General features: G+C 66.9%; 15 protein-coding genes, 3 tRNA genes, 3 rRNA genes and 1 pseudogene. 7 read left to right on the top strand and 15 right to left on the bottom strand.

The features are described 5' to 3' along the window. Positions 1 to 47 precede the first annotated feature (47 nt). Together K933_RS11620 and K933_RS11615 are read right to left on the bottom strand one after the other, a co-directional pair. The gene (locus K933_RS11620; protein WP_023394926.1) at positions 48 to 491 is read right to left on the bottom strand and encodes an RNA-binding domain-containing protein; all 444 of its coding nucleotides are present in this window, start codon (positions 489 to 491) and stop codon (positions 48 to 50) included. Beyond that, positions 488 to 1,117 (bottom strand): AAA family ATPase, encoded by a 630-nt coding sequence (locus K933_RS11615; protein ID WP_023394925.1) that lies wholly within the window; start codon positions 1,115 to 1,117, stop codon positions 488 to 490. Before K933_RS11615 ends, K933_RS11620 begins: the two co-directional genes overlap by 4 nt. Positions 1,118 to 1,264: 147 nt before the next feature. On the opposite strand from K933_RS11615, the gene K933_RS11610 reads away from it, so the two are divergent. Further along, positions 1,265 to 1,369 (top strand) — tRNA-Arg (locus K933_RS11610). Between the two features lie 684 nt (positions 1,370 to 2,053). Here K933_RS11610 and K933_RS11605 read toward each other — a convergent pair. Beyond that, a complete protein-coding gene (locus tag K933_RS11605) occupies positions 2,054 to 2,896 on the bottom strand; it encodes a hypothetical protein (protein ID WP_023394924.1) in 843 nt (280 codons plus the stop codon). A 116-nt stretch (positions 2,897 to 3,012) separates the two neighbouring features. On the opposite strand from K933_RS11605, the gene K933_RS11600 reads away from it, so the two are divergent. The 3 genes from K933_RS11600 (at position 3,013) to K933_RS11590 (ending at position 5,961) form a co-directional block, all read left to right on the top strand. Further along, on the top strand, positions 3,013 to 3,999 hold the full coding sequence (locus tag K933_RS11600) for a hydroxyacid dehydrogenase (RefSeq protein WP_023394923.1): 987 nt from the start codon (positions 3,013 to 3,015) through the stop codon (positions 3,997 to 3,999). 118 nt (positions 4,000 to 4,117) lie between these two features. Beyond that, positions 4,118 to 4,915 (top strand): SDR family oxidoreductase, encoded by a 798-nt coding sequence (locus K933_RS11595; protein WP_023394922.1) that lies wholly within the window; start codon positions 4,118 to 4,120, stop codon positions 4,913 to 4,915. 221 nt (positions 4,916 to 5,136) lie between these two features. Then, the gene (locus K933_RS11590) at positions 5,137 to 5,961 is read left to right on the top strand and encodes a fumarylacetoacetate hydrolase family protein (protein ID WP_023394921.1); all 825 of its coding nucleotides are present in this window, start codon (positions 5,137 to 5,139) and stop codon (positions 5,959 to 5,961) included. 94 nt (positions 5,962 to 6,055) lie between these two features. On the opposite strand, the gene K933_RS11585 is transcribed toward K933_RS11590, so the two are convergent. Next, positions 6,056 to 7,381, bottom strand: coding sequence for a lactate racemase domain-containing protein (locus K933_RS11585; protein WP_023394920.1), 1,326 nt, complete (start codon positions 7,379 to 7,381; stop codon positions 6,056 to 6,058). A 91-nt stretch (positions 7,382 to 7,472) separates the two neighbouring features. On the opposite strand from K933_RS11585, the gene K933_RS11580 reads away from it, so the two are divergent. Then, positions 7,473 to 8,576: a mandelate racemase/muconate lactonizing enzyme family protein gene (locus tag K933_RS11580; protein WP_023394919.1), complete on the top strand. Its 1,104-nt coding sequence runs from the start codon at positions 7,473 to 7,475 to the stop codon at positions 8,574 to 8,576. Between the two features lie 130 nt (positions 8,577 to 8,706). Here the strand turns inward: K933_RS11580 and K933_RS11575 are convergent, their stop codons facing one another. Continuing rightward, entirely contained in the window at positions 8,707 to 9,753 is a 1,047-nt protein-coding gene (locus tag K933_RS11575) for a hypothetical protein (protein WP_049947818.1), read from the bottom strand. Next, the gene (locus K933_RS11570) at positions 9,746 to 9,985 is read right to left on the bottom strand and encodes a hypothetical protein (protein ID WP_049947827.1); all 240 of its coding nucleotides are present in this window, start codon (positions 9,983 to 9,985) and stop codon (positions 9,746 to 9,748) included. Before K933_RS11570 ends, K933_RS11575 begins: the two co-directional genes overlap by 8 nt. Before the next feature lie 130 nt (positions 9,986 to 10,115). On the opposite strand from K933_RS11570, the pseudogene K933_RS11565 reads away from it, so the two are divergent. Further along, positions 10,116 to 10,681, top strand: a pseudogene (locus tag K933_RS11565) (CNNM domain-containing protein). Continuing rightward, complete coding sequence (locus K933_RS19480) at positions 10,678 to 10,944, top strand: CBS domain-containing protein (RefSeq protein WP_394295679.1); 267 nt, start codon at positions 10,678 to 10,680, stop codon at positions 10,942 to 10,944. The pseudogene K933_RS11565 and the gene K933_RS19480 overlap by 4 nt, the downstream one beginning before the upstream one ends. 25 nt (positions 10,945 to 10,969) lie before the next feature. Here the strand turns inward: K933_RS19480 and queC are convergent, their stop codons facing one another. The 9 genes from queC to K933_RS11520 all read right to left on the bottom strand — a co-directional run bounded on the left by queC (position 10,970) and on the right by K933_RS11520 (position 18,830). After that, the gene (gene queC, locus K933_RS11560; protein ID WP_049947826.1) at positions 10,970 to 11,671 is read right to left on the bottom strand and encodes a 7-cyano-7-deazaguanine synthase QueC; all 702 of its coding nucleotides are present in this window, start codon (positions 11,669 to 11,671) and stop codon (positions 10,970 to 10,972) included. Next, positions 11,668 to 11,901: a hypothetical protein gene (locus K933_RS11555; RefSeq protein ID WP_152529814.1), complete on the bottom strand. Its 234-nt coding sequence runs from the start codon at positions 11,899 to 11,901 to the stop codon at positions 11,668 to 11,670. The genes queC and K933_RS11555 overlap by 4 nt, the downstream gene beginning before the upstream one ends. A gap of 201 nt (positions 11,902 to 12,102) precedes the next feature. Continuing rightward, positions 12,103 to 12,178, bottom strand: a tRNA-Cys gene (locus K933_RS11550). 105 nt (positions 12,179 to 12,283) lie between these two features. Continuing rightward, the gene (locus tag K933_RS11545; protein ID WP_023394914.1) at positions 12,284 to 12,613 is read right to left on the bottom strand and encodes a hypothetical protein; all 330 of its coding nucleotides are present in this window, start codon (positions 12,611 to 12,613) and stop codon (positions 12,284 to 12,286) included. 130 nt (positions 12,614 to 12,743) lie between these two features. Next, a 5S ribosomal RNA gene (gene rrf, locus K933_RS11540) occupies positions 12,744 to 12,865 on the bottom strand. Between the two features lie 104 nt (positions 12,866 to 12,969). Continuing rightward, positions 12,970 to 15,886: ribosomal RNA gene (locus tag K933_RS11535) — 23S ribosomal RNA — on the bottom strand. 212 nt (positions 15,887 to 16,098) lie between these two features. Further along, positions 16,099 to 16,170, bottom strand: a tRNA-Ala gene (locus K933_RS11530). Positions 16,171 to 16,278: 108 nt separating this feature from the next. Further along, a 16S ribosomal RNA gene (locus tag K933_RS11525) occupies positions 16,279 to 17,750 on the bottom strand. Together the 16S, 23S and 5S rRNA genes with 1 tRNA gene alongside form the textbook arrangement of a ribosomal RNA operon. A 771-nt stretch (positions 17,751 to 18,521) precedes the next feature. Then, entirely contained in the window at positions 18,522 to 18,830 is a 309-nt protein-coding gene (locus K933_RS11520; RefSeq protein WP_023394913.1) for a non-histone chromosomal MC1 family protein, read from the bottom strand. Positions 18,831 to 18,889 lie beyond the last annotated feature (59 nt).

Genomic DNA, 18,889 nt, shown 5'->3' with positions numbered 1-18,889 from the left:
GGACGGGACGACCGGGCGGACGCGACGCGACGGCCGGACGACCGTGGCTACCGCCGGTCGGCGTTCGAGTCGGGGTCGACCGGCCGGCCGTCCTGGGTCGGCGGGGCGATGTGGTCGACGTACTCGGCGACCGACGGCTCGCGGACCACCACGTCCACCTCGATGTCGCCGAGTTCGTCCGGGTCGCCCACCGCGAAGTTGACGACGCCCTGGAGGGCCGCCTGCTTCTTCAGCTTGAACGAGAACCCGTCCGCGCGCGCGTCCCGGTCGAACTCCCGGCGGGCGGTGTCGAGTATCTCCTGTTCGTGGAGTTTGTCGGAGAACGGGTCGAGCGTGTGGGTCTCGGCGACCAGCTTTCCGGGCTCTTGGCTCGTGTCGGCGTTCGGGAAGAGGTTCCCGACGGCGTCGGCGACCCGGTCGGTCACCTCGGTGTCGTACACCGGGACCTCGATGCGGGCGTCGATGCTGTACACCCGCGTGTTCGCGCTCATTCGGTCGCCTCCGGCGCGTCGTCGGTCCCGGCTCCGGTCCCGTCGGTCGCGTCGTCCGACTCCGGGTCGAACGCGCAGTCGGCGGCGTCGGCGAGCAGGTCGCGCACGCGCGTCCGGAACGCCGTCAGCGAGTCGGTGTTGTCGACGGTCACGTCCGCGGCGTCGATGACGTCGGCCATCCCGAACTCCAGTTCGCGCGCCTCGCGGTCGCGCAGCGACTCGGCATCCAAGTCCGAGTCGTCGCGGCCGCGCGCGCCGAGTCGCTCGGCGCGCACCTCGAACGGCGCGTCGACGGCGACGAGGAGGAACCCGTCGCCGAACCGCTCGCGGAACCGGTCGAGTTCGACCGTCGAGCGCAGGCCGTCGACGAGGACCACGTCGGCGCCGGCGTCGGCGGCCGACTCGACCCGCGGGACGGTCCGGTCGGCGATGGCGGCGGGACCCTCCTCCTCGCGGAGCGTCTTCGCCACCGCGCCGTGGTGTTCGGCGGGGTCGAGACCGCGGCGCTCGCACTCCTCGCGGATGACGTCGCCCATCGTAACGACCGGGACGTCCTCCTCGGCGGCGACCGTCGCGACCTCGCCCTTGCCGCTACCCGGCAGGCCGACGGTTCCGATTACGCGCATCGACGAAGCTTCGCCGCTTGCGGCCGTAAATCCTGCGGGACGGCCCGCGCTCACCCGACGAGCGGTGTGACCGCGACGCGCGGCCCCGCGACCGGGACGACCGGCTAACCGGGTCTTTTTCCTCCCCCCGCCGCTTCGGACGACCGAGGGCGCGTAGCTCAGTCCGGATAGAGCGTCGGACTTCTAACCGCGGCGGCACCGCCGTCGGGGGGAGCCATCCGACGGTCGCGGGTTCGAATCCCGTCGCGCCCGCTGGCTGTCACGAGCGCTAGCGAGTGACGACAGCGGGCACGGGATTCGAACTACGGCACGAGCGAGCGGACGCGAGCGAAGTGCAGGTGGTTCGAATCCCGTCGCGCCCGCTTCTGTGCGACGCACCGCGACGAGCGGAGCGAACGGCGTGAGCGGAGCGAGGAGCCGCGTCGCGCGAACGGCGTTCGGGGATTCGAAGCAGGGAGTGGAGTGAGTGAACCGAACGGAACGACCGAGGTTCGAATCCCGTCGCGCCCGTTCGCTCCCTCCGGTCGCTCACGGTCCCGACTCCGCGAGACCGTCGGTCTCGCTGGGTCACACTCGCTCACGTCGCTCGCTCGCGTGACTCCCGTCGCACCCGTCGATGCTGTTGGATTTCTCCGGAATCCAACTGCTAACGGGATCGCTTCGCGATCCTGTGACGCTCGAAAAGCCGCTCGCTCGGTCTCCGGCCTCGCTCGCGGTACTGTAGCCGGCGGCTTCAGCGGGGCACGGGGCGGGTCACGTCCGACCGGCTACGATCCACGCGTGCGGGTCAGAACGCCGCACGCGTGGATCGAACTCCCGTTCCCCCGAGTCGACGCGCGACTACGTGAGGAACGAAACAAGGAACGAACTGCGAAACAGGGGTCGGAGACCGGAGGAGAGAACGCGGCGCGAGAGCGGCGGGACGGACCGGCGCGTTCAGTACCGCGAGGGCATGTACGCCAGTCCGGCGAGGAAGATGACCGAGAGGAAACTCAGAATCGAGACGCCCCACAGCCCGTTCGTCTGGTCGGTGAAGTGGGTGGTCTCCTCCTGGAACTCCCGGTAGGGTGCGTGGTCGCTCGACAGTTGGAGCGTCGAGTTGTCGGGGAAGCTCGCGAGGTAGGTGGTGTCGCCGAGGGTGACGTTCGTCTGGTCGTCGACGGTCACCTCGTTGTCCATCGGCGCCCGCCACGTCAGCGTCACGCTGCCGTTGGCGGTGACGCTCGTCACCGTCGTCTCGTTGGCGTTGTAGACGAGTTCGTTCCCCACCTCGAACTGCTCGGTCTCGGGGTCGTCGAAGTACTCCGAGGCGTCGACCAGCGTCCGACTCCCGTTGTCGATCCGGACGACGTACTCGACGCCGTCGACGGTCGTCGTCTGGTTGGCCACGCTGGAGTCGTTTTCGAGGATGGCGGTCCGGCTCACGTTCTCGACGAGCGTGAACTGGGACGTGTTGGTCTCGTTGGGTATCGAGACGGTCCAGTTGGCGTCGGCCCACCGCACCGTCGACTGGTTGTCCCACTCCTCGGTGTAGATCGTCGTCTCGTTTGTCCACGCGATCGTCCCGGACCGCGAGACGCCCTCCTCGTCCGCCTCGGCGGTGATCTCGCTGACGGCGTACTCCGTCCCGCCGACGGTGAACGTGTCGTTGGCCTGGAGCGTCTGGTCGGGGTTCTCCATCGAGAACTCCGGCGTGGTGGCGGTCGTGACGAGCGTGAGCGACGCCGCCCCCACCACGAGGAAGAACGCGATGTAGACCGCCGCGGCGCGTCGTTGCATACAGGGAGGACCGTACGCCCCGCGTTTAACCGTTACTTTCTCGAAGACGCCGCGACGGTGCGCTCCCCCTCCCGGGGCGGCGACACCGTTTTTCCTCGGGTATGCGAGGAGGGGACATGGACGCGACCGACGAGCGCTGGGCGGTCCTGCTCCCGGACGACATCGACCCGGTCGGCCCGGAGTCGATCGCCGACATCGCGTCGTTCACCCGGTACGGCGCGTACGCCGACCGCGCGGCCCTGGTCGCCGACGCCGACCGGTTCGACGCGATGGTCGTCCGCCTGTTCGAGGTGCCCGCCGACCTGCTCGACGCCGCGACGAACCTGAAGGTGGTCGCCAACCACGGCGCGGGCGTCGACAACGTCGACGTCGACGCCGCGACCCGCAACGGGGTCCCCGTCTGTAACACCCCCGGGGTCAACGCGCGGGCGGTCGCCGAACACGCGGTCATGCTCCTGTTGGCGGTGAAGCGTCGCCTCGTCCCCGCGGACGCGCACGTCCGCGACGGCGGGTGGGACCGCGGCGCGTTCGCGGGGTCGGAGCTCGCGGGCGAGACGGTCGGTCTACTCGGGGTCGGCGACATCGGCGCCGAGACGGCGCGCGTACTCGCGGGGTTCGACGTGGACCTGCTGACGTACGACCCGTACGTCCCGGCCGGCGAGACGCCCGCGGGAGTCGAGCCGGTCGACACGCTCGCGGCCCTCTTCGAGCGGGCGGACGCCGTCTCGGTCCACACCCCGCTGACCGACGAGACCCAGGGGCTGGTCGGCGCCGACGAACTCGCGGCGCTCGGACCGGACGGCGTGTTCGTCAACACCGCCCGCGGCGGCGTCGTCGACGCCGAGGCGCTGACGGCCGCGCTCGACCGGGGGGAGCTCGCGGGCGCGGGACTCGACACGTTCGACCCGGAGCCGCCGGACGCCGACGACCCGCCGTTCGGCCGCGACGACGTGGTCGTCACGCCTCACGTCGCGGGCGTCACCGACGAGGCGCTCGCGCGGATGAGCCGGGCGGCCGCCGAGAACGTCCGGACGGTGTACGAGGGCGGCCTGCCCGAGTCGACGGTCAACGCCGACGCGCTCGCCGACCGCGGGCGGCGGTGAGCGGGCGACGAACCGGAGGGCGGTAGCGGACGGCGCGTCGACGGGCGTTTCGGACGGTGAAGCGGGCGGACGCGCCGGCGTAGCAGGACTTTAGGTCACAGATCCCGAGTGGGTCGGCGTGGACTACGACATCGCGGGGAACGCGGCGCTGGTGACGGCATCGAGCAGCGGCCTCGGGCGAGCGAGCGCGCTCGCGCTCGCGCGCGAGGGCGCGAACGTCGTGATGAACGGTCGCGACGAGGAGGCGCTGGAGGAGGCGGTCGAGGCGGTGAGCGCCGAGGCGGCCGAGGGCGCGACCGTCGTCGGCCAGCCCGCCGACCTGACCGACGAAGCGGCGGTCGAGGCGCTGGTCGAGCGGACCGTCGACGAGTTCGGCGGGCTCGACCACCTCGTCACGAGCGCGGGCGGGCCGCCCAGCGGGCCGTTCCTCGAGACGGACGACGACGACTGGTATCACGCGTACGACCTGCTGGTGATGAGCGTCGTCCGTCTGGTGCGGGAGGCGGCCGACCACCTCCGCGCCGACGGCGGCGGCACCATCGTCAACATCACCTCCCGGAGCGTGAAGGAGGCCATCGACAGCCTGGTGCTGTCGAACTCCGTGCGCATGAGCGTCATCGGGTTAGAGAAGACGCTCTCGAAGGAGCTCGCCCCCGAGGTGCGCTCGAACGCGGTGCTGCCCGGCGCACACGAGACCTCACGCATCGAGGAACTCGTCGAGCAGTCGGTCGAACGCGGCGAGTACGACTCCTACGAGGAGGGGCTGGAGGCGCGCGGGAGCGACATCCCGCTGGGTCGGATCGGCGACCCGATCGAACTCGGCAACACCGTCGCGTTCCTCTCGTCGCCCGCCTCGGGCTACATCAACGGCGTCGCCATCCCCATCGACGGCGGGTCGGGCGCGTCGAACCTCTGAGCCGCCGGGCCACAGCGGGGCCGTCGGTCGACCGACTCGCGAACTCGACGCCCCACCCGGGGAGTCCCCCGGGTCGACCCGCCCCGGCGGCAGCGTCCGGCACGAACGTTCAATAACGGACGCCCCCGGGTAGGGCCATGGAGCCAGTCGACTCCGGCGCGACCGAGAGGCACGAACCCGACGAGCGCGGGCGTCCGAGCGGTCCAGCGGGGGGCGCGTAGATGCGCTATCTCGCGCGGAGCGCGGCCGGCCGGCCGGTGGTCGGCGACGACGGGGGGTTCGTCCCGCTGAGTGCAGCCTACCCCGATGCGGGGAGCGTCCGCGACGCGCTCGCGCACGCGACCGACGGTCTCCGCGGCGTCGATAGCCTCCCCGCGGCGCGGACCGCGTGGGAGGCGGAGTCGTTCGGCCCGTTCCTCGGCGACCCCGGCAAACTGTTCGGCATCGGGCTGAACTACGCCGACCACGCCGCCGACCTCTCGGAAGCGCCCCCCGATGAGCCGGCGAGTTTCTTCAAACCCGCCACCGCGGCGACCGGGCCGGGCGGCCCGGTCCGTCTGCCGCCGACCGCGGAGTCCGAACGGGTGACCGCCGAGGCGGAACTCGCGGTCGTGGTGGGCCGCACCTGCAGGAACGTCGACGAGAGCGAGGTCGACGACGTGATAGCGGGGTTCGCGCCCGTGATCGACATGACCGCCGAGGACGTCCTCCAGCGGAACCCGCGATTCCTCACGCGAGCGAAGAGCTACGACACGTTCCTCGTGCTCGGCCCGCGGCTGGCCGTTCCGGAACCCGACGCCGACGACTCGCTCGACGACGTCGAGGTCCGGACCGTGGTGAACGACACCGTCGAGTCGCGGAATACGGTCGCGAACATGCACTTCTCCCCGCGCGAACTGGTCGCGTTCCACTCGCGCGTGATGACGCTCGAACCCGGCGACGTGATATCCACCGGTACCCCCGGCGCCCACCCGGTCGAACCCGGCGACTCGGTCCGCGCCGAGGTCGACCGGGTGGGTTCGGTCTCCGCCGACGTCGTCCGCTGAGCGCTCGGCGTCGAACTCAACGGCGTCCGCGTGTTCGACCGCCGGAGCGGCGACACCCTCGCGGGAGGCGGTCGCCGGGGTCGGCGCCGCTCGGCTACTCCTCGCCGCCGTCCGCGTCCGGGTCTCTCTCGGCGACGGGGTCGAACGACGGCTCGCCGGCGTCGAACGTCAGCGCCTCCCACCGGTCGACGACGACCCCCGCGGGCGGGTCGCGCGCGAGCGCCTCCGAGACGCGGAACTCGGAGAGGTGACCCGTGTCGCGGACCCACGCCACCCGCACCGTCCCGGGGTCGTACGTCCCTATCGTCGACAGTGCGGCCGCGAGCGCCCGCTCGTCGTCGGGGAGCACCACCGGGAGCTTCGCCTTCGAGAGCGACCCGCTGGTGAGCGCGTTGGTGTACACCTGGTCGAGGTCGAGTCGCTCGGCGACCGCGCGGGTGGTCACGTCGGCGAGACCGATCCCGTTGCCGTTGCCGTGGGTCGCCTCCGTCAGCCCGCGGACGACGATCCGGTCGACGTCGGGCGTCTCGGGGTCGTCGGCGTTGAGCACGCTGTACCGGCCGATCACGTTGGTGTCCATCCCCGCGCCCGACACGTCCTTGCCGATGCGGTCGACCACCAACACGTCGAGGTCGTCGTACGGCAGCGTCGGCATGTACTCGTACGCGCGCTCGAGAAGCGGCGCCTCCGCGTCGGGGAGGGCGGCGGCGGGCACGCCCGCGAGTTCGGCGGTGCGGTCGTAGAAGTTCTCGACTATCGCGACCCCGCCTAACAGCGGCGCCTCCGCGCGGATCACGTCGAGTGCGGCCGAAAGCGTCGGAACGTACCCCTCGGCCAGCGCGCGCTCGTGGACCGCGTTCGCGCCCCGCTGTTTGCCCAAGCCGACGGTCGCCATCTTGGTCAGCCCGCTCTCGAACTCGCCCGAGAAGTTGGTGTGCGCCTTCACCCGGTTGACGACGACGACCCCGTCTGCTTCGAGCGCCGCGGTCGAGAAGGGGACCGGCGCGCCGACGGCCGACTCCCCCAGAATCTCGGTGTCCATCCGCGCGTCTATGGGGCAGTCGAGCGCCTCCTCGGTCAGCCCGATGCCCGCGAGCGTCTCGACTTGTCCCTCGGCGGTCGCGCCGCCGTGGCTCCCCATCGCGGGCACGACGAACGGCTCGAACCCCCGTTCGGCCAGTTCGTCGACCACAGCGCGCGCCACCGGGACGACGTCGTGGATGCCGCGGCTCCCCAGCCCCACCGCGACGCGCCCGCCGTCCGGCACGTCCGACAGCGGGAGCGCGTCGAGTTCCGCGCGCGCGGCCGCCGCGGGGTCGGCGAGTTCGGGCGTCTCGGGTTCGTAACGGACCGACGCGAACCGCGGGAGCGCGGGTGCGTCGAGCACCGCGTCGACCGTCTCCGCGTCCGGAAATCGCATACCGGAGGTGGACGAGGCGGCGAGTAAACCGTGTCGGCACGCGCCGCGCCGCCATACGTAACGATTTATCACAGGCGTTCCAAGCTCGACCATGCAGATCACGGAAGTCGAGAGTCTCGCGGCGTCGATCCCGCTGGAGGAACCGGTGTCGTTCGCCACGCGCACCGTCGAGGAGCGCGACCACGCAGTCGCGTACGTCCGGACCGACGGCGGTATCGAGGGGCTGGGGTACACGCTGGGCTACGGCGGCTCCCACCTCGTCGCCGACGCGGTGACGGACCTGCTCGCGCCGATAGTCGAGGGGGAGGACCCCCGCGACACCGAGCGGCTGTGGCGCGAGATGTTCGACGGGACGGTCCAGATCGGTCGGAAGGGTGCGGTGGTGCGTGCGATCGCTATCGTCGACATCGCGCTGTGGGATATCGCGGCGAAGGCGGCCGACGCGCCGCTGTACAAGTACCTCGGCGCGTACCGCGACGCGGTGCCCGCGTACGCCAGCGGCGGCTACTACCGCGACGGGAAGGGGACCGAGGCGCTGCGCGCGGAGATGGAGACGTACGTCGAGCGCGGCCACGACGCGGTCAAGATGAAGGTCGGCCGGCTCTCGCCCGCAGCGGAGGAGGAGCGCGTGGCCGCGGTCCGCGACGCCGTCGGCGACGAGACCACGCTGATGGTCGACGCCAACGGCGCGTGGCGGAACAAACCCGAGGCGCTCGAAACCTGCCGGCGGATCGCGGCGTACGACCCCTACTTCGTGGAGGAGCCGGTGATGCCCGACAGCGTCTCGCTGATGGCGGAAGTCAACGACGCGCTCGACTACGCGGTCGCGGCGGGCGAGTTGGAGTTCTCGCGGTACGGCTTCGCGGAACTCCTGCGGGCGGGCGCGGTGGACGTGGTCCAGCCGGACGCAACGGTCTGTGGCGGGATCACCGAGTGGCTCAAAGTGGCACACACCGCCGCGAGCTACGACGTGCCCGTCGCCCCCCACTACAACTGGGATCTGCACGCTCATCTGGTCGCCGCCAGCGAGAACGGCACCTGGGTGGAGTACTTCCACCGCGACTCCGACGTGAAGGTGTTCGACGACGTGATCGAGACGCCGCTCACCCCCGAGGAGGGAGTGATCGACCTCCCCGACCGGCCGGGCCACGGGATCGAACTCGACCGCGACGCCCTCGCCGAGTTCGAACTGTAACTCCCGGCCGGCCTCGCCGTCGCGAGCCGCGTCGGTACCCCGCTCCGACCCGTCGGTCGAGTCCGCCGGCCGGTACGCGCGGTCGGTCCGGGCGACGGGCACCGGGTGCCGGCGGAGCCGGGACGCCCGCCTACCGCTGGGAGTCGCGGAGGATGAGCGGGCCGATGGCGAGCGTCCGTTTGGCGATGGTGGCGATCCGGAGGATGTACGAGAGGAACACCAGGAAGGGGATCAGCGTGATCGTGAAGGCGACGCCGACGACCCAGGTGACCACCGGGAGACCGAGGAAGCGCGCGGAACCGAACGTCTCGCCGCCGACGAACCCCAACATTCCGCCCGCGACGACGAGCGCCGGCACCACGGCGTAGATGATGTACTGCGAGAGGTCGACCAGCGCCCACTCGAAGTACAGCGTCTTGATGTGCTCGCGGGCGGGACCGAACATCGCCAGCGAGGTGCGGAGGTCGTCGAACGCCCGCCGCTGGCCCTCGTCGAGTTCGTCCTCGAAGTCGGAGCTGAGCCGCTCGACCTGGTAGATCTTCCACGAGTAGTTGAAGTCGAGCGCCGCCGACAGCACGTCGAACGTGCCGAAACTCGACCCTTCGAGTTCGTCCTCGACCGCCTGCGCGTTGCCGTGGATGCTGTCGATGAACTCCCCGACCTGGGCTTCGAGTTCGTCGTCGTCGCTGTCTGCGACCACCCGGTCGACCGCCTCCGCCCGGCGCTCCACCTCCTCGATCAACGCGCGGAGGAACGCCGAGGGGTCCGCCGGGACGACGCCCCCGAGCAGGTCTCTCGAGTACGTCCGGAAGTCCATCGCGTCGCTCATCCGCTTGCGCTGGTCGCCCAGCGGGCCGTTCTCCTGTGAGAGCACCAACTGGTTGATCGTGACGACCAGCGTCGCGCCGGTGACGAGGACGCTGATCATCGTCGAGAACATCGTCTCGACCGTGTCGGCCGACGACAGTTCCGACTGGAGCGACGGGTCGACCGCCACCGCGAACAGCATGAACCCGACGAAGATGACGAGCGCCAGCCCCGCGGTCAACAGCAGCCGGTCGACCTCCAAGAGGAGGTTGAGCCGCCACCCCCCGCCGGTCCGCTCCGCCATCGTGTTCCCCGTCGATATCTGCCCCCGCTCGTCGCCGCCTTCATCGCCGTTACCGCCGTCACTCATCCACCAGATCCCCCTCCAGGGGCGACTCCACCGACGCGGACGCCGACGACGGCCGCTTGAACACGAGGAACTTGGTTCCGCCGCCGGTGTAGTCGAGCGTGTCGACGAGTTCCCACCCCACCGCGCCCAACTCGTTGAGATCCGCGGTCGGGTCGCTCACCTCCTTTTTCGTCTCCTCGCGGGGCGGCCGCAGACAGCGATACTCCCACTCGGTCGGGTCCGTGTCGCTCACGTCGGCACTCAACCCGCCGCGGCCATAGAGGTAGTGGGATCGGACCGCGGTCGTAACCCGAGTCGTCGGCGCGCCCGCTCCGACCGACGCGTCGGTCGGCGGCCTCGTCTTCGCGCTCTTCTTGGTGTTCATGAACGGCTTCTTCGTCGCCGCCGAGTTCGCGTTCGTCCGGATCCGCCCGACGCAGGTCAACGCACTCGTCGCGGACGGCAAGCCCGGTGCGAGCACGGTCCAAGACGCCGTCGAGAACCTCGACGGCTACCTCGCGGTCAGCCAACTCGGGATCACCCTCTCCTCGCTCGGACTCGGCTGGGTGGGCGACCCCGCCGTCGCGGCGCTGATCGACCCCGTGCTCGGGGCGTACCTCCCCGAGAGTTCGCTCCACGTCGTCTCGGTCGCGCTCGGGTTCGGCTTCATCACGTTCCTCCACGTCGTCTTCGGCGAACTCGCGCCCGAGACGTTCGCCATCCAAGAGGCGGCGCGCATCTCGCTTCTGGTCGCGGCACCGATGAAGGCGTTCTATACCTGTTCGTGCCCGGGATCGTCGTGTTCAACGGCACCGCTAACTGGTTCACCCGCCTGTTCGGCGTCCGGCCCGCCTCCGAGTCGGGCGAGACCCACACCGAAGAGGAGATCCGGATGATCCTCACCCGCTCGCAGGAGACCGGCCAGATCGACCTCGACGAGGTGAGATGATCGAGAGCGTGTTCGACCTGGGCGACACGCTCGCGGGCGAGGTGATGACCCCCCGTCCCGACGTGAAGACGGTGCCCGCCTCGATGCCGTTCGACCGACTGCGGTCGGTCGCCGCCGAGGGGACGTACACCCGGTATCTCGTACTCGACGAGGCGGGCGAGCGTCCACTGGGGTTCGTCCACGTCAAGGACATCCTGCGTGTGACCGAACCCGACGGAGCCGACGGGGAGAGCCGGCGGGGCCACGGGACCGACCGGTCCTGACCCGGGTCGACCGTCCGCCCCAACGCTACGGCTCGGTGTAGTCGGGCCGCTCGGCGTAGTCGATCGGGTCGCGTTCGCCCAGCCGCTGGAACGCCTGCAGCCGGAACGCGCACGCGTCGCAGGTTCCGCAGGCGGGCGCCTCGTCGCGGTAACAGCTCCACGTCAGGTCGTACGGCACGCCGAGCTCCAACCCCCGCTCGGCGATGTCGGTCTTCGACCACTCCGTGAACGGCGCCTCGATGGCGATGTCGGTACCCTCCTTCGTGCCGACGTCGACGACGCGCTGGAACGCCTCGAAGAACGCCGGCCGGCAGTCGGGGTAACCCGAGAAGTCCTCCGAGTGGGCGCCGACGAACACCGCGTCGCAGTCGTGCGCCTCCGCGTACGAGACGGCCATCGACAGCAGGTTCGCGTTCCGGAACGGGACGTACGAACTCGGCACCTCGTCGCTCTCGAGGTCCGCGTCCGCGACGTCGACCCCTTCGTCGGTCAGCGACGACCCGCCGACCGCCGAGAGGTGGTCGGTCGTGAGCTGGCGGAACGCCGCGTCGAACGCCTCCGCCTGCGCGCTCGCGCACTCGTACTCCTTCGTCTCCGTCCGCTGGCCGTACGACGTGTGTAACAGGTGGAGGTCGTACCCCGCCTCGCGCGCCACGGCCGCGGCGGTGGCGCTATCCATCCCGCCCGAGGCGAGCACCACCGCGCGTCCGGGGTGGCCACCGCTCATCGCGTCCACCCGGGGGCGGTCGTCCGCCGCCGGTGGTTCGTCGGCCGGTGCTCGTCGCGCAGGTGCGTCGTCGGTGTCGTGGTCGTGGATATCATCGTCGTGTTCGTGTTCGGTGTCGCGCCGTCGCTCCGACGGTCGGTCGCGACGAACTCGGGGTCGGGCTGAGCGTCGTACGACCCGCGGATAGCCGCGAGCGAATCGCCGGGCTTCCGCTCCAACAGCGGGCTCACCACCGCTGCCGCCGGCCGGTCCGCGCCGACGGGGAGGGCTCGCCCGTCCTGCCGTCGACGCCGAGGGGGGATGGCTCGCGGCTCACGGTCTGAGGTTCTCTCAGTGTGCACATAGTAGTACCCGAAGAGTACTGGCCGAGCGACGCGGGGCGTCGCGACGACGTGTCTCCCCGTCGTGACCTCGACGATGGGCCGAAAAGAAGCCAAGGGCCGGATTTGAACCGGCGTAGAACGGCTCTGCAGGCCGTCGCGTCTGACCGAACTCTGCCACCTTGGCGCGACTGTCCGTTGACCGCCGGGCGATTTAGACGTTGCGGAACCGCACGCCGGCGGGAGAGCGGCTCGCACCCGCCGACGGCTCGGAAGTCGGACGTGCGTCCGCTCAGCGGTACCGCGACAGCCAGTCGGGTTCCGGCTCGATCGAACACGACCGCACCTCCCACGAGTCGCCGGCCAGTTCGGCCAGCAACTCCCCGATTCGTCGCTCGGGGACGACGTACCAGTTGGACCACGTCGGCGCCGCGTCCGTCACGACGTACCCGTCGCCGACGGCGTACGCCTGGAGCCACCCGACTCCGTCGGCGACTTCCCCCCGCCGGGCCCCCTCGGTGAGAAACCGAAGTTCGACGACCGGGTCGCTCGACCCGGCCAGTGCTTCACCCGTCGACTCGCGCACCTGGACGAGTCGATCGTCGGACAACTGGTCGGTCACGGGGATCGATCGGAGGACTCGCTCGTAAGCGTATCGCCGTACCCCACGGAGCGGAGATGCTCCGTGTCGCTGAATATGAAAAAAGCCCGGCAGAGCGGATGCTCTGCCGGGCTCGAATGTTGGTATGAGTGGTAGGCGGCGAACCGGGTTTCCCAGAGGCTCGCGCACTCCAGTACTCGTCGGAACGCTGGCGGGCTTAACTTCCGTGTTCGGGATGGGTACGGGTGTTCCCCCGCCGCTGTGGCCGCCTTAAGGCCGACCATCGGGAACGATCCGATGTACGCCTGCGTCGGTCGGAGACCGTAATGTACGTGCAATCCAGTTAACGCCTGGACCCGTTCACACGGGCCAGTGCATGAGTGTGGCTCGGTCTGTTAGTACTCGTGGGCTGAACGCCTCGTTGCCTCGGCGCGTACACCCCAAGTCTATCGAACTCGTCTTCTACGAGTGACCTCGGTGGTACCTCTTTTCCAGGTGGGTTTCGAGCTTAGATGCGTTCAGCTCTTACCCCGTGTCGCGTAGCTTCTCGGCATCTGCCCTCTCGGACAACCGATACACCAGTGGCGACCATTCGTAGTTCCTCTCGTACTATACGAACGTTCCCGTCAGGTACCGTAACACCCCCAATAGATAGCAGCCGACCTGTCTCACGACGGTCTAAACCCAGCTCACGACCTCCTTTAATAGGCGAACAACCTCACCCTTGCCCGCTTCTGCACGGGCAGGATGGAGGGAACCGACATCGAGGTAGCAAGCCACAGGGTCGATATGTGCTCTTGCCTGTGACGACTCTGTTATCCCTAAGGTAGCTTTTCTGTCGTAAACCGGCCTCATGGAGAGGCCTGGTCCGTTCGCTAGACCACGCTTTCGCGTCAGCGTCACTCGTTGGGAATGACACTGTCAGACTTCCTTTTGCTCTTGCGCTCTTCCGCGGGTTCCCGACCCGCGTGAGGAAATCTTGGGGCGCGCTCGATATCTTTTCGAGCGCGTACCGCCCCAGTCAAACTGCCCGGCTACCGGTGTCCTCCGCCAGGAGTGAGGGTCGCAGTCACTAACGGGTAGTATTTCACGGATGCCTCGGTGGCCCGCTAGCGCGGGTACCTGTGTAACGGCTCCTACCTATCCTGCACGTTAGCGACCACGTCCCAGCGACAGCCTGCAGTAAAGCTCTATAGGGTCTTCGCTTCCCCTTGGGGGTCTCCAGACTCCGCACTGGAACGTACAGTTCACCGGGCCCAACGTTGGGACAGTGACGCTCTCGTTGATCCATTCATGCAAGCCGCTACTGAAGCGGCAAGGTACTACGCTACCTTAAGAGGGTCATAGTTACCCCCGCCGTTGACGGGTCCTTCGTCCTCTTGTACGAGGTGTTCAGATACCCGCACTGGGCAGGATTCAGTGACCGTACGAGTCCTTGCGGATTTGCGGTCACCTATGTTGTTACTAGACAGTCGGAGCGTCCGAGTCACTGCGACCTGCCCCGTGGAGGGCAGGCATCCCTTATTGCGAACGTACGGGACTAATTTGCCGAATTCCCTAACGTCGGTTGCTCCCGTTGGCCTTGGCTTACTCTGCCAGAGTACCTGTGTCGGATCTCGGTACGAATACCACGCTCGTCTTTTCACGGGCTCCGGATTGAGCTGACTTACGCTGTCTCGACATTCGCCCGCTTCGTGCCATTACGGCTTCCACGGGCTTCGACGATTCGACCGGACGAAAGTCCGGCTCAGCCGACTCCAAAGCGTCGACTTTCAGTGCGTGGTAGCACTGGAATATTAACCAGTTACCCTTTTGTCCCGTTCGAATTACGGCGGGACTTAGGATCGGCTAACCCTCGGCTGATTAGCAGTGCCGAGGAACCCTTACTCTTCAGGCCTTCGGGGTTCACACCCGAATATCGCTGCTACTGTGACCAGGATTTTCGTTCCCGTTCGGTCCACTCGAACTCTCGCCCGAGCTTCCACCCAAACGGAACGCCAACCTACAGGATCGCGGTGTCAACCGCGCCGCCAGGTCTCGGAGGTGGACTTGAGTCCCGATCATTTTGGGCGCCTCAAACCTCGGCCGGTAAGCTGTTACGCTTTTCTTAGAGGGTAGCTGCTTCTAAGCTCACCTCCCGGCTGTCTAGGGCTCGAGACTACCTTCAAATCACACTTAGTCCACACTTTGGGTCCTTAACCAGGCTCTGGGTTGTTCCCCTCATGGTGCCCAAGCTTACCCCGGGACACCGGACTCCCTGCTTCCGTGGCGTCCGTACGTTCGGAGTTCGACAGGGAGGCCGACTCCTCTCGGAGTCGGGTCTCCCAATCGGTGGCTCTACCGCACGGACTACCTTAGCAGAGGTCATGCTTCGACATGTTTCGGTTGGAACCAGCTGTTGCCGAGTTCGATGGGCCTTTCACCCCTACGCGCAGGTCACGGGAGGGTATTGTAGGACACCAACCCTAACGGGCCTCCACGCACCTTTCGGCGCGCTTCACCCTGCCCCCGCGTAGATCACTCGGTTTCGGGTCGTGTCCGTTCGACTCCCCGCGCTTGAACACGGTGGCCCTCGCGCAAAGCGCTGCGGCCGTATCGGTTTCCCTATGCCTTCCTCGATGATCGAGTTAGACTCGCCGAACAGACACACTCCCTGGTTCGTTTTTCAAAACGTACGACGGAACAGCGGCTTCCCATGAGTCCTACAGGAGGTTCGCACCTCGGTCGTTCCACATGGGACCTTTCGTGCCCCGTCGCTCCATCGCCAACTGATTTCAGGCCCTATTGCACCGCCCTTCTCGGGGTGCTTTTCAGCGTTCGCTCACGCTACTTGTTCGCTATCGGTCTCGAGGAGTGTTTAGCCTTCCCAGTCGATGCCTGGGAAGTTCACGAGGAATATCCGATCCCCGCTACTCTGGGAACTGGTCCGCGGACCGTGGGTACGGTACGGGGCTGTCGCCCTGTATCGCGCTCCGTTCCAGGAGACTTCTCGTAACCACGGACCGCTTGTTACCAGCCCGAACACCACATCGCCCGTGAGGGCTTCAGTTTGGGCTGTATCGCTTTTACTCGCCGTTACTCACGACATCGCGGTTTGCTTTCTCTTCCTGCTCCTACTAAGATGTTTCAATTCGGAGCGTTCCCCATTGCGCAAGGCAATTGCGAGAGGATTCCTATTAGGAGATCTCCGGTTCTTACCCTCCGTGCGGGTCCCCGGAGCTTATCGCAGCTTGGCACGTCCTTCGTCGGCTCTCGAGCCGAGCCATCCACCAGCTGGCACAGTAGCCATTACTGATGATCACTGGTCCCGATGAACGGGTCCAGTGGGCGTCTGGATTGCACGTACACACGGTCTCATCACACGCCCACAGCCGTTGACTGTGGTCCGTGTTCGACCCTTCCCAACCGCGCTCTCGCGGGATGGTGCATCGGTCTTGCTTCGGGATTCCTCGTTTCGTCCTCTCCCACTTAAGGGGAGCGGTTCGAACCGAGCAACCCCGAGGACATGGACCCGCTGGGATTCGAACCCAGGGCATCCTCCTTGCAAAGGAGGCACTCTACCGCTGAGCTACGGGCCCACCCCCACTCGGGGGGTCTGAAGCCTCGATGGTTCGAAGGTGCCCGGTCGGCGTCGCGAGCCGGACCAAGCGAAGGTGGGCCAGGGCATCGCCCTGGTCCCGGTCAGTAGGAGGTGATCCAGCCGCAGATTCCCCTACGGCTACCTTGTTACGACTTAAGCCCCCTTGCGAAGCCCAGATTCGACTCCCCAACGGGAGCCTCATCCGGACCTCACTCGGGTGCTTTGACGGGCGGTGTGTGCAAGGAGCAGGGACGTATTCACCGCGCGCTTCTGACACGCGATTACTACCGAATCCAGCTTCATGTGGGCGGGTTTCAGCCCACAATCCGAACTACGACCGAGTTTGTGAGATTACCGTCCCCTCTCGGGGTAGGAACCCATTGTCTCGACCATTGTAGCCCGCGTGTAGCCCAGCTCATTCGGGGCATACTGACCTACCGTTGCCCGTTCCTTCCTCCGCCTTAGCGGCGGCAGTCTCCCTAATGTACCCAGCTACCACAAGGGTACTGCTGGCAATTAGGGACGCGGGTCTCGCTCGTTGCCTGACTTAACAGGACGCCTCACGGTACGAGCTGACGGCGGCCATGCACCTCCTCTCAGTAGGTCTAGTAAGCTCATCACACTGACCTTCATTCCTACTGTCGGAGCTGGTGAGATGTCCGGCGTTGAGTCCAATTAAACCGCAGGCTCCTCCGGTTGTAGTGCTCCCCCGCCAATTCCTTTAAGTTTCATCCTTGCGGACGTACTTCCCAGGCGGTCTGCTTCACGGCTTCCCTACGGCACAGCACTGGCTCGTAGCCAGTGCCACACCTAGCAGACATCGTTTACGGCTGGGACTACCCGGGTATCTAATCCGGTTCGAGACCCCAGCTTTCGTCCCTCACCGTCGGATCAGTCCTCCCGAGGTGCTTTCGCCATCGGCGGTCCGTCCAGGATTACAGGATTTCACTCCTACCCCGGACGTACCCCTCGGGTCTTCCTGTCCCAAGCCGAGCAGTTTCCGCCGGGCGCCCACCAGTTGAGCTGGTGGATTTCCCGACGGACTTGCCCGGCCGGCTACGGACGCTTTAGGCCCAATAAGATCGGTCATCACTCGAGCTGCCGGTATTACCGCGGCGGCTGGCACCGGTCTTGCCCAGCTCTTGTTCCTGAACGGCCTTACCGTTCAGAAAAGCGAGGACTGTATGCCCTCGCACTCGGGGTCCCCTTATCGCACTGGCGTGCAGTGTAAAGGTTTCGCGCCTGCTGCGCCCCGTAGGGCCCGGAATCTTGTCTCAGATTCCGTCTCCGGGCTCTTGCTCTCACAACCCGTACCGATTATCGGCACGGTGGGCCGTTACCCCACCGTCTACCTAATCGGCCGCAGCCACATCCTACGGCGTCGGAACGTTTCCAGTTCTCGGCGTTCCAGCGTGAGAACCGTATTCGGAATTAGCCTCAGTTTCCCGAGGTTATGCCGATCCGTAGGGTAGTTTGGCCACGTGTTACGGAGCTATTCGCTACGAGTACAAACTCGTACAACTAGCATGGCTAAATCGGACCCCGATAGCAATGACCTCCGGCAGGATCAACCGGAATGTTGCTCCACAGAGTGGAGCGGGTGGCGGGAATCACGTCAAAGACGTGGTTCACCATATTGCGTGGTCCGGGCTCGGCGACACCAACCGGGTGTCACCGAACCATCGAGGCTAACATCAGATACCGTCTTGCGGCGGACCGCAGGGGCGGAATCCTCATTTCTTGCGGATATGAACGTACTTCGTCGGGGTACTTAACCCCGTCGAAGTCCATTCGAGCGGCGAACCCGACCGGAGTGAACCGGACGGAGGTTCGCAGCGTGTCTTTCGCATCTCATCCGAACGCCCTCATACGTATAAGGGCGTCGAACTCGACTTCGACATCGTCCCGAAGGGACGTGCCGACCGCGTACTTCATCCGAACACCCTCGTACGTATAAGGGCATCGGACTGCGTTCGACGCGACCCCGACGGGGTCCATCGATCGCGTGTATCGTCCGAATGCCCTCGTACGTATAAGGGCGTCGGATTCGAGCTTCGACAGCGCCCCGAAGGGGCGTGCCGGCGTCACACGGCCGCACCGTGCGACCTTCGCATTTCTTCGGATGGGAGGGTTACGGATAAGGTCGTCGTTTCGAACCGCCTCCGTCATGCGGTTTCACGGTGACGCGACTCATCCAGGACCGTGTACGTTCGGCCAGTATCGCGGGTCCATCCGTTCGGTCGAGCCCGGGCTACGACGAGTGGGAGTCACGCCCCGGGAGGACGGTGCGCGAACCGCGCACGCCCCGGTGGCGGGCAGGAGGAGCCAAAGAACAGCGTCGTCCGCGGTTCAGCTCTCGAGGTGTTCGATACCTTTCTTCGAGACGTTCGCTTCGGTTATCTCGTCGGGCATCCAGTCGGGCTTGTTGTCCGGCGCGGTCTCGTGCCACGCCCAGCCCTCGTAGATGTGGACTTTGTCGGTCCCCTTCTCGCGGAGTTGGAGTTCGACCCGCTCGGCCGACTCCTCCGAACTCCCGGGTTCGAGCCGGCGTGCCGCTTTCAGCGCGGCCTGCCGCGGGGTGTTCCCCGAGAACACGCTCTCCTCCGATCCGTTGGTCTGTCGAAGCGCGAAGTTCCGCTTACCGTCCTCACGTACCATGGTTTTTCCTCCGTGTGAGGCCAACACATACTCTGTTATAAATATATCGGGGATGTGAG

The organism is Candidatus Halobonum tyrrellensis G22 (assembly GCF_000495475.1).
Classification (GTDB): domain Archaea; phylum Halobacteriota; class Halobacteria; order Halobacteriales; family Haloferacaceae; genus Halobonum; species Halobonum tyrrellense.
This window is presented reverse-complemented; position numbering and strand designations above follow the sequence as displayed.